The sequence below is a fragment of the Tsukamurella sputi genome, assembly GCF_007858445.1.
In the GTDB taxonomy this organism is placed as follows: domain Bacteria; phylum Actinomycetota; class Actinomycetes; order Mycobacteriales; family Mycobacteriaceae; genus Tsukamurella; species Tsukamurella sputi.
Genome location: NZ_VIGV01000003.1, coordinates 493,821 through 508,665, shown reverse-complemented (window position 1 = coordinate 508,665; position 14,845 = coordinate 493,821). Strand labels below are relative to the sequence as shown.

The window sequence follows — 14,845 nt, the reverse complement described above, 5'->3', positions numbered from 1 at the left end:
GCACGATGACTGACGAGGTCGAAGAGCAAGAGCACACGCAGGCACAGGTCGTCTCGTTCGACGATGACGACGAGGAGCAGGGCACCGTCGGCGCGCCGATGACGGACCTGTTCGACGACAGCGAGCCCCCGCCCGTGGGTACCCAGGTCACGACGGTGCCGCCGCCCGCCCCGGCGGTGGCCACGGAGGCCACGCCGCGGTTCGGGAACGGGCCCGTGCGCGCCGCGAGCACCACCCGGGTGGCGGCGCGGAGGCGGGTCGGCGGCGGCCTCGTCGAGATCCCCCGGATCACCGAGGTCGACCCGTCGGAGGCGATCCGCACCAATCCGATCATCGCGGAGGGCAAGCGCTACTGCTGGAACTGCCGCAAGCCCGTCGGACGCGCGCACGACGGACATCCCGGCCAGCTGATCGGTACCTGCCCGCACTGCGGCGCCCGGTTCTCCTTCGAGCCGGCGCTCGAGCCGGGTGACATCGTGGCCGACCAGTACGAGATCAAGGGCGCCATCGCGCACGGCGGCATGGGCTGGATCTACCTGGCCACCGACCTCAACGTCGTGGACCGCCCCGTCGTCCTCAAGGGCCTGCTGAACTCCGGTGACGCCCAGGCACAGGCCGTCGCGGTCTCGGAGCGACGGTTCCTGGCGGAGATGACGCATCCGTCGATCGTCAAGATCTACAACTTCGTCGAGCACCCCGATCCGGACGACACCCAGATCGGCTACATCGTGATGGAGTACGTGCCCGGCAAGACGGTCAAGGAGATCCTCGCCGAGGCCGCCGACGGCGCCGACGCCAAGGTCGAGGTCGAACAGGCGATCGCCTACATCCTCGAGGTGCTGCCGGCCCTCGGCTACCTGCACAGCCTGGGCCTGGCCTACAACGACCTCAAGCCCGACAACATCATGATCAGCGAGGAGGACGTCAAGCTCATCGACCTGGGCGCCGTCGCCCCGCTGGGCGGCTACGGATACATCTACGGCACGCCGGGATTCCAGGCGCCGGAGATCGCACGCACCGGCCCCTCGGTGGCCTCGGACATCTACACGGTGGGCCGGACGCTCGCAGTCCTGGTGGCCGACCTGCCGATGGAGAAGGGCAGGTACGTCGACGGGCTGCCCTCCCCCACCGAGGACGAGACGCTGGCGACGTACAACTCGTTGTACCGGCTGCTGGTGAAGGCCACCGCGGAGGATCCCGACGAGCGCTTCTCGTCGGCCGCGGAGCTGACCGACCAGCTGCTCGGCGTGCTCCGGGAGTGCCTGTCCACCAAGTCGGGCGAACCGCGTCCCGGCCTGTCGGTGGTCTTCACTCCGCAGCGGTCGACCTTCGGCGTGGAGCTGATGCTGCGCGCCGTCGACCCCGATCCCGAGGTACACGACGACCGGCTGCGAGCGCCCGAGGTCCTTGCGGCGCTGCCGATCCCGATCGCCAATCCGTCCGATCCCGCGGCGGGTGTCCTGGCGCTGACGATGCGCAGCGATCCCACCCAGGTGCTCGATTCGCTCGCCGAGCTGCGCGAGGCGATGGCCGGCACCGTCGAGATCGACCTCGCCGAGGCCCGCGCGCACCTGGAGTTGGGCGAGGTGGACGCGGCCACGACGCTGCTCGACTCACTCGCCTCGCGGGAGCCGCACCGCTGGCAGGTGACCTGGTACCGCGCGGAGACGGCCCTCATGCAGGGCGACTACGCAGCCGCCTACGACTACTTCGAGACGGTGACGGACCAGGCGCCCGGCGAGGCGGCCCCGAAGCTGGCCGCCGCCGTCGCCGCCGAGTTCTGCTACGTCTCGGGCGAATCCGACCCCGAGGGCTGGCTGGAGCGGGCGCGCTGCCGCTACGAGAACGTCTGGCGCACCGACCGCGGCATCATCTCCGCCGCCTTCGGTGCGGCCCGGATGCGGCGCGCGGCGGGCGACATCGTGGGCACCGTCGAGATCCTCGACCAGGTGCCGTCGACCAGCCGCCACTACCACAATGCACTGTGTTCATCGGTGGTTGCGCTGGTGCACGGCCGCGACCTCGCGGACGTCACCGAGGCGCAGCTGCACGAGGCCGCGCGGCGCGTGCGCACCCTGCCGAAGTCCGAGTTCCGCCGGCTGCAGCTGCGCGCCCTGGTGCTCGGCGTCGCGCTGGGCTGGGTGCAGCACCGCAACCAGCACGGCCGCCTCGACGGCACCCGCACGCTGCTCGATCACGCCCTCACCGAGCGCGGCCTGCGCAAGGCGACGGAGAAGGCGTTGCGCGACATCGCGGCCCTCGCCGAGCGCAAGCGGCAGCGGCACGCCCTCGTCGACCTCGCGAACGCCATCCGGCCGCGCACGTTGTTCTAGCGCGGAAGCACGGAAGCCCTAGACGTCGCCGGTGCGGCGGGTGCCGATCGGGATGATGCAGGGTCGGCCGGGGGCGACGGGATCGTCGATCACCCTGGAGTGCAGCCCGAAGGTCTCGCGGAGCATCTCCTCGCTGATCACCTCGGACGGCGCACCCTGAGCGACCACGGCACCGTCGCGCATGGCGATGAGGTGGTCGCTGTACCGGATGGCGAGGTTCAGGTCGTGCAGCACCATCACCACGGTGCGCCCCTGACTGCTGAGCTCGTCGACCAGGTCCAGCACGTCGAGCGCGTGCGAGAGGTCGAGGTAGGTGGTGGGCTCGTCGAGCAGCAGCAGGTCGGTGCCCTGGGCGAGGGTCATCGAGATCCACACGCGCTGGCGCTGACCGCCGGACAGCGAGTCGACGGCCCGGTCCGCCAGGTCGCGGACGCCGGTCTGCTCCAGTGCGGCGTCAACGACCTCGGCGTCGTCGGAGCTCCACTGCCGCAGCCACGACTGGTGCGGGTGGCGGCCGCGGGCCACGAGATCGCCCACCGTGAGCCCCTCGGGCGCCAGAGGGCTCTGCGGGAGCAGGCCCATCGTGGTGGCGATCTGCTTCGACTTGAGCTTGGCGATGTCCGCCCCGTCGAGCACCACGTGCCCGGACGAGGGCTTGATCAACCGGGCCAGCGTGCGCAGCAGCGTCGACTTGCCGCAGCCGTTGGGGCCGATGATCGTCGTGACGACTCCGGTCGGGATGTCCAGGTCCAGGCCGTCGAGGACCGCCACCTGCCCGTATCCGGAGGTGACCTTGCGGGCGCCCAGCCGCGACGGTGCCACCGTCGGGACTTCTGTCGTGGTCACGGCCTGATTCACTTGGCCCCCTTGAGGTTCTGCCGGACGAGGAGATAGACGAGGAACGGTCCGCCCACGGCGGCGGTGACGATGCCCACCGGCAGCGCGACGGAGAACACCGTGCGCGCCACGAGATCGGCGCAGGACAGGAGCGCCGCGCCCATGAGCGCCGCCGGGATCAACGGCGGCGTGGGGAGCCTGGTCAGGCGCATCGCCAGCTGCGGCGCGACGAAGGCGATGAAGCTGATGGGCCCGGCGGCGGCGACGCCCGCGGACGCGAGCAGCACCGAGGCGATCAGCAGGACCGCACGGTTGAGTCCGAGGCGCACACCGAGCCCCAGGGCCACGTCGTCGCCCAGTTGGACGGCGCGGAGTGGGAAGGCCGCGGCGAGCGCGAGCAGCGCCGCGGGCACGCCGAGGAAGAGTGCCGTCCGCACGTCCGACCAGTCGCGGCTCTCGAGCGAGCCCACGAGCCAGGTCTGCGCGCGCGCCACGTCGCGGATGTCGGCGCGCACCAGCATCCAGTCCACGAGGGCGCGCATGAGGAAGGTGATGGCGATGCCGACCAGGATCAGCCGCATGCCGTCGACCCCGCCGCGGACGGCCAGCAGGTAGACCAGACCACCGGTGAGGAGGCCGCCGGCGACCGCGACGACGGGGAGCCCGAAGTCGGTGTTGAGAGTGGTGGCCAACGTGCCGGTCGAGGTGACCAGGAAGACCGCGGCGACGCCCGCGCCGGCGGTCACGCCCAGGATGTCGGGGCTGGCCAGAGGATTGCGGGCGATCGACTGGACGATCGCGCCGGACATGCCGAGCGCCGCGCCGACGAGGAGCCCGACGAGGGCGCGGGGCATGCGCAGTTCCATGACGATGAAGTGCGTCGTCGAATCGCCGGTGCCGGCGAGCGCCTGCAGCACTTCGCCGAAGGTCATGGGAAAGGCGCCGAGACGGATGCTCGCACAGAAGGCGACGAAGCCCACCACCGCGAGCGCCACCGTGACCGCCACCGGCCAGGGGCGCCAGACGAAGGAGACGACGCTCCCGAATCGCAAGCCGGGGCGGATCGGCGGCTTCTTCCGGTCGTCGACCGGATCGAGGGTGGTACTCATACCTTGACCGCCTTCCGCCACCAGACGAGAGCCACGAAGAAGGGCGCACCGAACAGCGCGACGACGATGCCGACCTCGAGCTCGCCGGGCCGCGCGACGACGCGGCCCACGATGTCGGCGGCCAGCAACAGCCAGGCGCCCATGAGCGCCGAGTAGGGCAGCAGCCAGCGGTAGTCGGGACCGGTGAAGTAGCGCACGATGTGCGGCACCATCAGGCCGAGGAAGGAGATGCTGCCGCAGGCCGCGGTGGCGGCGCCGACGAGCAGGGTGACCGCCGTGATGCCGACGGTGCGCGCCAGGTTGATGTTCAGGCCCAGGCCCTTGGCGACGTCATCGCCCATGTTGAGCAGGTTCACCGCCGGGCCGTTGGCGAGAGCGAGGACCGCGCCGATCAGGATCGGGATCACCACCGTGCCCCATCCCCAGGCGTCGAAGTTGCGGCCGACCACCGCGCCGGCGTTCCAGAACCGCAGGGTGTCGAGCGAGGCGTTGTCGCTCAGCGCGATGGCCGAGGTCATCGAGCTCAGGAACATCGCGACGCCCATGCCCGCGAGCACCAGGGTCAGCGGCGAGCCCGCGCCCCGGCCGATGCTGGAGAGCCCGAAGACGAGGATCGCGGTGAGCGCGGTACCGAGGAAGGCGAACCAGACGTACTGGATCGGCGCGGTGAGGCCGCCGAGGTAGGTCGCGCAGACCACGGCGAACGCGGCCCCCTGGGTGAGGCCGAGGAAACCCGGGTCGGCGACGGGGTTGCGCGTGTGCCCCTGGATCAACGCGCCGGCCAGTGCCAGCGCCGCGCCGGCGATGAGCGCCAGCAGGGTGCGCGGCACGCGCAGCGTCTGGATGATGATCGCGGCCTGGTTCAGCTCGGGATCCGCCGGGTTCGGGCCGGTGGTGTACTCGTGCCACAGACCGTCCCACACCAGCGACGGCGCGAGGCTGCGGGAGCCGATCGCCAGCGAGGCGATCACCGTCACGACCAGCAGCACGATCAACAGCGCCAGTCCCACGAGGCGCCGCCGGCGCCGGGCGGCACCGGACGTCTCCGTCGATCGCGCGGGCGGGGTGCCCCCGGAGGGGGCCTCCTCAGTCGCAGTAAGGGTCACATCCGTAATGATAGGCTGCCCTTCATCCTATGGAAGGGGCGGTATGCGTCTGGTCTCGACGGTGCTCGCGATCCTGCTCACGCTCTCCCTCGCGGCGTGCGGGTCGGGATCGGACCGGAGTTCGACGAGCGAGGCGCCGCACGCGCCCCAGCGGGTCGCCTCGTTGGGCCTCGGCGATGTGGACACCCTCCTGGCCCTCGGTGTGGTCCCCGTGCTGGTGGCGCCCTGGGCGCAGGATGCGAAGGAGCCCGTCGGCGAGTGGGCCAAGCCGCTCCTGCAGGGCAAGAACCCGCAGACGCTGCTCGGTACCGGCACCAACCTGGACACCAAGGCCATCGAGACCCTGGCGGCAGCGAAGCCCGACGTGATCGTCGCGGTCAACTCCGGCTTCGACGACGCCACCTTCGCGCGACTCGAGGCCGTCGCACCGGTGATCCGGCGCCCCGCTCAGTACGCGGCATGGGGCGTGCCCTGGGAGGAGCAGGTCCGCGCCATCTCCTCCGGAGTCGGCCGCGCCGCGCAGGGCGACGCACTGATCACCAAGACGCAGAACACGATCCGACGCGCGCAGGATCAGCACCCGCAGTACCGGGGCAGGACCGCCGCCACCGTCCTCCCGAAGTCCGACGGCGGCTTCTACGCGTACGCCACCAGCGACGGCCGCGGCCAGGTGCTCACGATGCTCGGCTTCGCGCTCCCCGAGAAGGTCTCCTCGCTGATCCCGGCCGGGAAGTTCTTCGCCGAGATCCCCGCCGAGCGCGTGGACGTCCTGGACCTCGACGCCCTCGTCTACCTCGACTACGGCACCAAGGTCTCCGCGGACACGGCCTTCCGTTCGCTCGCCGTGAGTCGCGAGCACCGCGTGGCCACCATCGGCCGGTCCATCGGCAACGCGATGTCGATGCCGAACCCGGTGACCATCGAGTGGGTGCTCCAGCAACTGCCGCCGCGGCTCCCCACCTTCGCCTGACGCTCCGCCGGCGGCCCCGGCCGTCCGTTCGGCCGATCGTGCAGCCGGATCAGCTCTTGGCCAGGAACATCCAGGTGGGATGGTTCCGGCCCCGGAGCACCTCCGTCGGCCCCTCCCGCCACCAACGCCGCTCGGCGGGTTCCGCCGCGTCGAAGGCCGAGCCGGAGGCCCAGGGCACCGTCGGGTCCGCCTTGGCGTAGGTCGACAGTCGTGCCGCCTCGTTGACGGGATCGCCGATCACGGTGTACTCGAAGCGGTCGGCGGCGCCCACGTAACCGGCGACGACGGTGCCGTACGTGACGCCGCATCCGGCCCGCACCTCGGGCACCTCGCGGGAGAGGCGCCGCATCATCGCCCGGGACGCCGAGAGCGCGGCACCGGCGGGATCGGTGAGCGGGGCGGGCGCCCCGAAGATCGCGAGCACCGCGTCGCCCTCGAACTTGTTGACCAGGCCACCGCGGCTGTTCACCTCGGCCACGACGACACCGCAGAACCGGTTGAGGATCTGCACCACCTCGGCCGCGGGACGCTCGGCGGCCAGCGCGGTGGAGCCGACGAGGTCGATGAAGATCACCGCGACGGTCTGCTCGACCCCGCCCAGCTCGGGTTCGCGCTCGATGGTGGCACGGGCCACCTGCTCGCCCACCTGCCGGGCGTACAGGTCCCGTACCCGCTCGCGTTCGCGCAACCCCGCGGCCATCGCGTTGAACCCGGACTGCAGGTCGCCGAGCGACGTCCCGTCGTAGACCACGATCTCCGTGTCGTACCGGCCCTCCGAGACCCGGCGCATGCCGGTGGTCACGCTCTTCACCGGCGCGGAGACGCGCGACGACGAGAGCAGGTTGAAGGTCATCCCCGAGAAGAAGCCGCCCGCCGCGAGCACGCACATGCTCACCGCGATGCCACGGACGGTGGCGGCCGGCTCGAACAGCGCGAACAGCGCCACCGTGATCACGCCGAGGAAGGGCAGCCCGGAACCCAGCAACCACAGTCGCAGCGAGCGCCCCTGCAGGCTCTGGTGCCGCGGCTCGGGCCGGGTCACCTGCAATGCGATCGCGGTGACCGGGCGGAGGCTGAACTCCGTCAGCACCCGGACCACTCCCGAGGTCATCAGGCCCGCACCGAGCACCACCAGCGAGACCTTCGGCACCAGATTCGCGTCGACCCGGCCGTACAGGGTGCCGAACAGGATCGCGGCGCACAGCCACGCGACCATCTCGAACCAGTAGAGGCGGCGCGGCAGGGCGAGCGCATCGGAGGCCTCCTGCCGCGTCGGCGGATCCTCACCGCCCGTCCACCGCAGCGACCGGTACACCAGCCAGAAGGTGTAGAGGTGGCCCAGGACCAGGCCGGCCGCGATGTAGAGCGGCACGGCGACGGTGTTGACCGTGTGCAGTTCGGGCCGCTGCACGGAGGGCTCGGGGATGCCGACGACGATGAGCATCGCGGCGAAACCGCCGCCGAGGAGCGTCGCGACAGACGAGCTCACGGCGATCAGGGCGACGGTGCGGGTCCTGCGTTGCCGGGCGCCCTCCGTGCGGGTACCGAGGAGCGGCGAGCCGTAATCGGCCCCGTCGTCCTCGATCCCCGCCAGACGCCCGAGGGGCATCAGAGTGCCGCCGCTTCGCGGGCGATCGCGAGCTCCTCGTTCGTCGGGATCACGAGCACGACGACGGTCGCGGACGGGTCGCCCTCGGGCGAGATCCGGGTGGGCTCGGTGACGCGGCCGGCGTTGCGTTCCGGATCGACGACGATGCCGAAGCCCTCCAGCCCGGCCAGCGCATCGGCGCGGACCTGCGCGGCGTTCTCGCCGACACCCGCGGTGAAGGTGATGGCGTCGGCGCCGCCGAGGTCGACGAGGTAGGCGCCGATGTAGCGGCGGAGGCGGTGGATGTACACGTCGTAGGCGAGCGTCGCGTGCTCATCGCCCTCGTCGATCAGGGTGCGCAGCGCACGGAAGTCGTTCTCGCCCGCCAGCCCCTTGAGACCCGAACGGCGATTGAGCAGATCGTCGATCTGGTCGATGCTCATCCCGAGGGAGCGGCCCAGGTGCAGCACCAGCCCGGGGTCGACGTCGCCGCTGCGGGTGCCCATCACGAGGCCCTCGAGCGGCGTCAGCCCCATCGATGTGTCGACCGCACGGCCTCCGCGGACCGCCGAGGCGGAGGCCCCGTTGCCCAGGTGCAACACGATCTGGTTCACCTCGGCCGTCGGACGCCCGAGGAACTCCGCTGCCTGCTTCGAGACGTACTCGTGCGAGGTGCCGTGGAAGCCGTAGCGCCGCAGGGCGTGCTCCTGCGCGAGCTCCCAGTCGATCGCGTAGGTCGCGGCGGCCGGCGGCAGGTCGAAGAAGAAGGCCGTGTCGAAGACGGCCACCTGCTTCACCCCGGGGAGCAGTTCCCGCGCCACCTCGATGCCCTGCGCGTTCGCCGGGTTGTGCAGCGGCGCCAGCGAGCTCAGGCGACGGATCTCGGCGAGCACGTGATCGTCGATGAGCGTGGGCGAATGGAAGGAGCGGCCGCCGTGCACCACCCGGTGACCGACGGCGGCGATGCCCGACGGTGTGCCGGCACCGTCGGTCAGGTCGAGGCCGCGCCCGGCGAACTCGTCGAAGACCTGTCGCAGGGCCGCCTTGTGGTCGGGCACGTCGCCCTCGCCGATCCGCTCGACGATGCCGCCGTGCACCACCTCGCCCGTATCGGGGTGCAGCAGTTGATACTTCAGCGACGACGATCCCGAGTTGAGGACCAGGACGGTTCCCGCGACGGCACTCATCGAGGGCTCCTCTCGGCGGCGAAGGCCTGGGCCTGGATCGCCGTGATCGCGACGGTGTTGACGATGTCCTCGACCAGCGCGCCGCGCGAGAGGTCGTTGATCGGGGCGTTGAGTCCCTGCAGCACAGGGCCGATCGCGACGGCGCCCGCCGAGCGCTGCACCGCCTTGTAGGTGTTGTTGCCGGTGTTGAGGTCGGGGAAGACGAGCACCGTCGCCCTCCCCGCGACTGCGGAGTCGGGCATCTTCGACGCGGCGACCCCGGGGTCGACGGCGGCGTCGTACTGGATCGGCCCCTCCACCAACAGTTCCGGCGATCGCTCGCGGACGAGCGCGGTGGCGGCGCGCACCTTGTCGACGTCGGCCCCGGAGCCGGACTCCCCCGTCGAGTAGGAGAGCATCGCGACCCGCGGAACGATGCCGAACTGGGACGCGGTCTGCGCGGACGAGATGGCGATGTCGGCCAGCTGCGTCTCCGAGGGGTCGGGCACCACGGCGCAGTCGCCGTAGGCGAGCACCTCGTCCGCCAGGCACATCAGGAAGATCGACGAGACCGTCGAGACGCCCGGCTTGGTCTTGATGATCTCGAAGGACGGCCGGATGGTGTGCGCGGTCGTGTGCGCGGCGCCGGAGACCATGCCGTCGGCCATGCCGAGGTGCACCATCATCGTGCCGAAGTAGCTGACGTCCACCACCGCCTCAGCGGCGCGCTCGAGCGTCATCCCCTTGTGCTTGCGCAGCTCGAAGTAGGTCTGCGCGAACCGGTCCACGAGATCCGGAGAGCGCTTCGGGTCGATCACGTCGGTATCGCCGAGGTCGACGCCGAGCTCCGCCGCCCGGGCCCGCACACGCGACTCCTGGCCGAGGATCGTCAGGTGCGCGACCTCGCGCTGCACGAGCCGCCCTGCGGCACGCAGGATCCGGTCGTCGTCCCCCTCGGGGAGCACGATGCGCTTGCGGTCCGCGCGGGCCCGGGCGATGAGGTTGTACTCGAACATCTGCGGCGTCACGACGCCCGGGTTCGACACCTGCAGCGCCTCCAGCAGCGCTTCCGAGACCACGTGCTTCTCCGTGAGCGCGATCGCCAGATCCACCTTGCGCTCGGAGCCCGGTCCGACGCGGCCCCGGGTCTTCGCCGCGAGCCGCGCGGTCTCGTACGTGCCGTGTTCGACGGAGATGATGGGCAGGTTCGGCTTGAGACCGTCGACCAGCGCTGCGGTCATCGGGTGCGGCGCGTATCCGCCGTTGAGGATGATCCCGGCGAGCGACGGGAAGCCGTTGGCGCGGTGCGCCGTGACCATCGCGAGCAGCACCTCGGAGCGATCGCCGGGAGCGACGACGGCGACGCCCTCGGTGAGCCGCTCCAGGCTGTGTTCGGCCGTCATGCCCGCGACGAGGACGTCCATCGCCTCGCGGGAGAGCAACTCCGGATCACCCCAGAGCAGCTTGCCGCCCATGGCGTCCATCAACTCGCCCATCGTGGGCGCGGTGAGCACCGGCTCCTCGGGGAGCACCCAGACGGGCAGCCCGGTCGCGGTCTTGAGCGCCTCGCACACCGCGTCGAGCTGCCGCGGCTCGCACCGGTTGGCGATGATCGACGCGGTGTGGGCGTGGTTGGCCCGGATCTCCGCCATCGACTGCTCGGCCACTGCCACGACCTGCTCGGGCGTCCGGTCGAGCGCCTTGACCGCGAGCAGGATCGATGAGCCGAGGTTCGCCGCGATCCGCGCGTTGAAGGAGAGTTCCGTCGGCGTGCTCACGTCGGTGTAGTCGGAGCCCAGCACCAGGACGAAGTCGCACTTGTCGGCCACGGCGTGGAACCGATCGACGATCTGCGCGATCGCGGCATCCGGGTCCTCGTGCACCTGTTCGTAGCTCACGCCGACGCACTCGTCGTAGTCGAGCTCCGCTGTCGCCTGCTCGATGAGCAGTTCCAGGATGTAGTCGCGCTGCTCGCCCGTGGACCGTGGGATCGGCCGGAACACGCCGATCGTCCAGCCGGTGGAGGTCAGCAGGTTCATCGCGCCGAGCGCAATGGTGGACTTGCCGGTGTCCCCCTCCGGGGACGCGATGTAGATGCTGCTCGTCTTGGGGCTCGCGACCATGGGTTCACTATTCCATTCCGGCGCGGCATCGGCATCACCGCCGCTCACCACGCCCGACGGTGCCGCGCGCCGGGACGACCGGCGGCCCCGGCCGCGGGAGCGATCCGGGGCCGGGGCCGGGGGTCGGGCACCATCAGGCGGCGGCGCCCTGCGCGTCGTTCGATGCGGCCCCGTGGGCGCCCTTCGGCGCTTCCTTCGACTCTTTCTGCGGCGCGGGCCGGGCCTGTGCGGGGAACTCCCCCGACGACGCGGCGTCCAGCGAGCGCCCCTTCGTCTCGGGAGCGAGGGCCAGGCACACCACGAAGGCCACACCGGTGAGGACGGCGCCGAACATCATGGTGGTCGGGGTGCCGAGTCCCGCGATGGACATCGGGAGCAGGTACGTCCCCGTCGCGGCCCCGAACCGGCTGATCGCGGTGACCAGGCCCGAGGCCGACGCCCGGATCTCCGTCGGGAAGAGCTCGCTGGGGTAGATCCACACCAGGATCGACGGTCCGCCGGAGATGAACGCGTACACGCAGAACGCCACCACCACGAACCACAGCGGCGCGTCGGCCCACAGCCACAGGCCCAGCAGCGGGAAGACCATGATCGCGAGCGGTACCACGGTGAGCGGGCGGCGCCCCCACCGCTCCACCAGGAACATCGCGGGCACCGAACCGGCGGCGATCAGGCCGATGATCACGGTCTCGACGATCAGGCCCGAGGCACCGTCGCCCGAGATGCCGAAGCCGTCCAGGATCCGCGGCAGGAACATCAGCAGCGCGTACAGCGGCGTCACCACGGCGAGGTACAGCGCGCTGCACATGAGCAGCCGGCGCCCGTAGAGGCCGCGCAGCAGCGACCGCAGGTTCGCCTTCCCCTCCGCCGATACCGGCACGGGGGCGTGCACGTCCAGGTCCACGTCGTAGATCTCCCGGGCCACGGCCCGGGCCTCCTCGGCGCGGCCGTTCTGCAGCAGCCAGCGGGGCGATTCGGGGATGCCGCGGCGCAGCAGCACCACGATCACGCCGAGGATCGCCGCGGAGGCCAGCAGCCAGCGCCAGTGCGACGTGCTGCCCGTCGCAGCGATCACGATCGCACCGACCACGTAGGCCGCCACCGCGCCGAGCGACCACGCGAGAGCGGACGCGCCGACCATCATGCCGCGCCGCTTGCTCGGCGTGAACTCGGTGAGCAGTGAGGTCGCGATGGGATAGTCGGCACCGATGGCCGCGCCGATCACGAAGCGCAGCACGATCAGTTGCCACGGCGCCGTCACGAAGACCGACAGCGCGCACGCGCCCACCAGCACGGTGAGGTCGATGGCGTACATCTTCTCGCGGCCCAGCCTGTCGGTGAGGCAGCCGAACACGGCCGAGCCGAAGAAGATACCGATGAGGGCGGCGGCCCCGATCAGCCCGATCTCGACGTTGCTCGGGTGCATCTCGGCGTTCACGCCGATCAGGGCGACGCCGATGATGCTCATGACGTAGCCGTCGAGGAAGGGCCCGCCGCAACACGCGACGAGGAGCCTGGTGAGGAAGCCCTTGCGGGCGGGCATGTCGGTCAGACCGACCAATCCTGTGGACTTCATCGCCCACCTACCTTTCGTGCGGCCGCAGCCGTTGGTCCGCCCGGTCACCGGGCTGGTCGTCGGCGACGCTGAGCGCCGCGTACGCGAGTCGTTCCACCACGAGCGCGGCGTGCTGCGGAGCATCCGCGGCCACGTCCAGCGCCTGCTTGGTGTACTGCAGTGCGAGAGAGGAGAATCCGGACAGTTCGCGCGCAACTCGCAGCGCGCCGTCCACGGCCTCGCCGGGGGCGGTCACCTCGGTCACTAGCCCCATCCGCTCGGCCTCGACGGTGCCGAACCTGCGGCCGCGCAGGATGAGATCCCGTGCCCGGCCGGCGCCGACCACCCGGCCGAACCGGGTGACGCCGCCCGACGAGGGCAGGATCCCGATCGAGGTCTCGGGGAAGCCGAACACGGCGTCCTCCGAGGCGACCCGGATGTCCGCCGCCAGTGACAGCTCGAGGCCCCCGCCCAGGCAGTAGCCCGCGATCGCGGCGACGGTCGGCTGCCGCAGGTTCGCGAACACCTCGTACACCGCACCCGAGGCGCGGTAGTAATCGGCGATGGCCCGCGGGTTCATCTCCCGCAGCTCCGTCACGTCGGCGCCGGCGGAGAACACCGCCGGGCCGCCGGTCACCACGATCACGTCCGCCTTCTCGACCTCGGGCGAGTGCAGGGCGGCGAGGAGCTCGGACTCCATGTGCAGCGAGAGCGCGTTGCGCTTGCGCTCGCGCCGCAGGATCACGGTCGCCACCCCCTCCACGGAGGTCACCTCGACGGTGCCGGCAGTGTCCGTCACGACGCGCCCTACAGCGCCGCGACGGCGGCGGCGAGCTCGGCCCCGTCGGTCCCGAAATCCGACGATGCGTCGGCGAACGCGAGCAGCTTGTCCAGGCCGCGCTTGCGCACCTCGTTGGCGATCACCAGCCGCTGGATCTCGGAGGTGCCCTCCCAGATCCGGTCCACACGCAGCTCGCGCCACAGGCGCTCGACCGGGTACTCGCGGATGTAACCGCGCCCGCCGAAGATCTGCACGCACCGATCCACCACGCGGTTCGAGGCCTCGGACGAGGCGAGCTTGACCGTGGCGGCCTTGGCGTGCAGCGTCTTCCGCTGTACGGGATCGTTCGGATCGGCCTGGTCGAACTCCCAGGCCACCTGGTGGGTCAGGGCCCGGTTGGTCATGATGTCGGCCACCGAGTCGGCGATCATGCCCTGGATGAGCTGCTGCTCGATCAGGGGCTGCCCGCCGGCCACCCGGCGCTCCGACGCCCACTCGGCGGCCAGCTTGAGTGCGCGCTCGGCCGCGCCGATGGTGCGCGCGCCGATCATCAGGCGCTCCTCGGTGAACCAGTCGCGGGTCAGGTCGAGGCCGCCGCCCACCGGGCCGAGCACCGCATCGGCGCCCACGTGCACGTCCTCGAAGGTGAACTCAGGGTGCTCGTACACGAAGGTGTGGGTGAAGCGGGGCACCTTGACGCAGGTGATCCCGGGGGTGTCCTTGTCGACGAGGAACATCGTGGGAGCGTGGTCGGGCTCGACGTTGGCGAGCACGATGAAGTAGTCCGCGACGTCGCCGACGGTGACGAACCACTTGGTGCCGTTGAGGAAGTAGCCGCCGCGGCCGTCGGGGGTGGCGGTCGTCGACGCGGCCGAGAAGTCCGATCCCGCATCGGGTTCGGTGATCGCGACGGCATCGCGGCGGTCGCCGCGCGCGCCGGGCACCAGGTAGCGCTCGCGCTGCTCGGGAGTGGCGTGGGTCAGGGGGTTGGCGGGCCGCCACACGGCGTCCCACAGGGCGTTGGTGAGCTTGCCGAGCTCCTCCTGCACCACCACCTGCTCCAGCACCGTCAGGCCGGCGCCACCGAACTCGACGGGGGTGTTGATCGCCTGCAGTCCGGCGTCGAGCACGGCCTGCTTGATCACGGCGTGCGACTCGGCGGAGAGTCCGTTGTTCTGCTCGCACTCGAGCTCGAACGGGTAGATCTGCTCGGTGAGGACGCGGGCGCGGTCCTTGAGCTCGCGGAGGCGGGGGCTGTACGAGAAGTCCATGAGGAG

Annotated in this window: 11 protein-coding genes; 2 read left to right on the top strand and 9 right to left on the bottom strand. The window is 71.0% G+C overall.

Going from position 1 to position 14,845, the window contains the following annotated elements; genetic code table 11:
• The first annotated feature begins 5 nt into the window (after positions 1–5).
• A complete protein-coding gene (locus FK268_RS11925; protein ID WP_146434216.1) occupies positions 6–2,333 on the top strand; it encodes a serine/threonine-protein kinase in 2,328 nt (775 codons plus the stop codon).
• 18 nt (positions 2,334–2,351) lie between these two features.
• On the opposite strand, the gene FK268_RS11920 is transcribed toward FK268_RS11925, so the two are convergent.
• The 3 genes from FK268_RS11920 to FK268_RS11910 are packed head-to-tail and all read right to left on the bottom strand — an operon-like array spanning position 2,352 to position 5,385.
• Complete coding sequence (locus FK268_RS11920; RefSeq protein WP_205124477.1) at positions 2,352–3,179, bottom strand: ABC transporter ATP-binding protein; 828 nt, start codon at positions 3,177–3,179, stop codon at positions 2,352–2,354.
• An 8-nt stretch (positions 3,180–3,187) separates the two neighbouring features.
• A complete protein-coding gene (locus FK268_RS11915) occupies positions 3,188–4,279 on the bottom strand; it encodes a FecCD family ABC transporter permease (protein WP_146434212.1) in 1,092 nt (363 codons plus the stop codon).
• Positions 4,276–5,385: a FecCD family ABC transporter permease gene (locus FK268_RS11910; RefSeq protein WP_146434210.1), complete on the bottom strand. Its 1,110-nt coding sequence runs from the start codon at positions 5,383–5,385 to the stop codon at positions 4,276–4,278. The genes FK268_RS11915 and FK268_RS11910 overlap by 4 nt, the downstream gene beginning before the upstream one ends.
• A gap of 43 nt (positions 5,386–5,428) precedes the next feature.
• On the opposite strand from FK268_RS11910, the gene FK268_RS11905 reads away from it, so the two are divergent.
• Positions 5,429–6,355 (top strand): ABC transporter substrate-binding protein, encoded by a 927-nt coding sequence (locus FK268_RS11905; RefSeq protein ID WP_158636091.1) that lies wholly within the window; start codon positions 5,429–5,431, stop codon positions 6,353–6,355.
• Positions 6,356–6,404: 49 nt separating this feature from the next.
• Here the strand turns inward: FK268_RS11905 and FK268_RS11900 are convergent, their stop codons facing one another.
• The 6 genes from FK268_RS11900 to FK268_RS11875 form a co-directional block, all read right to left on the bottom strand.
• Positions 6,405–7,964, bottom strand: a complete 1,560-nt coding sequence (locus tag FK268_RS11900) for an adenylate/guanylate cyclase domain-containing protein (RefSeq protein WP_146434206.1) — start codon at positions 7,962–7,964, stop codon at positions 6,405–6,407.
• Complete coding sequence (locus FK268_RS11895) at positions 7,964–9,130, bottom strand: acetate kinase (protein WP_146434204.1); 1,167 nt, start codon at positions 9,128–9,130, stop codon at positions 7,964–7,966. The genes FK268_RS11900 and FK268_RS11895 overlap by 1 nt, the downstream gene beginning before the upstream one ends.
• Positions 9,127–11,232, bottom strand: a complete 2,106-nt coding sequence (pta, locus tag FK268_RS11890; protein ID WP_146434566.1) for a phosphate acetyltransferase — start codon at positions 11,230–11,232, stop codon at positions 9,127–9,129. Before pta ends, FK268_RS11895 begins: the two co-directional genes overlap by 4 nt.
• Before the next feature lie 133 nt (positions 11,233–11,365).
• Positions 11,366–12,808, bottom strand: coding sequence for an MFS transporter (locus FK268_RS11885; protein ID WP_146434202.1), 1,443 nt, complete (start codon positions 12,806–12,808; stop codon positions 11,366–11,368).
• Positions 12,809–12,815: 7 nt separating this feature from the next.
• Entirely contained in the window at positions 12,816–13,586 is a 771-nt protein-coding gene (locus FK268_RS11880; protein WP_146434200.1) for an enoyl-CoA hydratase/isomerase family protein, read from the bottom strand.
• 8 nt (positions 13,587–13,594) lie between these two features.
• Positions 13,595–14,839, bottom strand: coding sequence for an acyl-CoA dehydrogenase family protein (locus FK268_RS11875; RefSeq protein ID WP_146434198.1), 1,245 nt, complete (start codon positions 14,837–14,839; stop codon positions 13,595–13,597).
• Positions 14,840–14,845: the final 6 nt, after the last annotated feature.

Bases quoted from the DNA above. Each gene is read 5' to 3' on its own strand.
- FK268_RS11925 (WP_146434216.1), top strand. From the start codon at position 6: ATGACTGACGAGGTCGAAGAGCAAGAGCACACGCAGGCACAGGTCGTC.
- FK268_RS11915 (WP_146434212.1), bottom strand. From the start codon at position 4,279: ATGAGTACCACCCTCGATCCGGTCGACGACCGGAAGAAGCCGCCGATC.
- FK268_RS11905 (WP_158636091.1), top strand. From the start codon at position 5,429: ATGCGTCTGGTCTCGACGGTGCTCGCGATCCTGCTCACGCTCTCCCTC.
- FK268_RS11900 (WP_146434206.1), bottom strand. From the start codon at position 7,964: ATGCCCCTCGGGCGTCTGGCGGGGATCGAGGACGACGGGGCCGATTAC.
- FK268_RS11895 (WP_146434204.1), bottom strand. From the start codon at position 9,130: ATGAGTGCCGTCGCGGGAACCGTCCTGGTCCTCAACTCGGGATCGTCG.
- pta (WP_146434566.1), bottom strand. From the start codon at position 11,232: ATGGTCGCGAGCCCCAAGACGAGCAGCATCTACATCGCGTCCCCGGAG.
- FK268_RS11885 (WP_146434202.1), bottom strand. From the start codon at position 12,808: ATGAAGTCCACAGGATTGGTCGGTCTGACCGACATGCCCGCCCGCAAG.
- FK268_RS11875 (WP_146434198.1), bottom strand. From the start codon at position 14,839: ATGGACTTCTCGTACAGCCCCCGCCTCCGCGAGCTCAAGGACCGCGCC.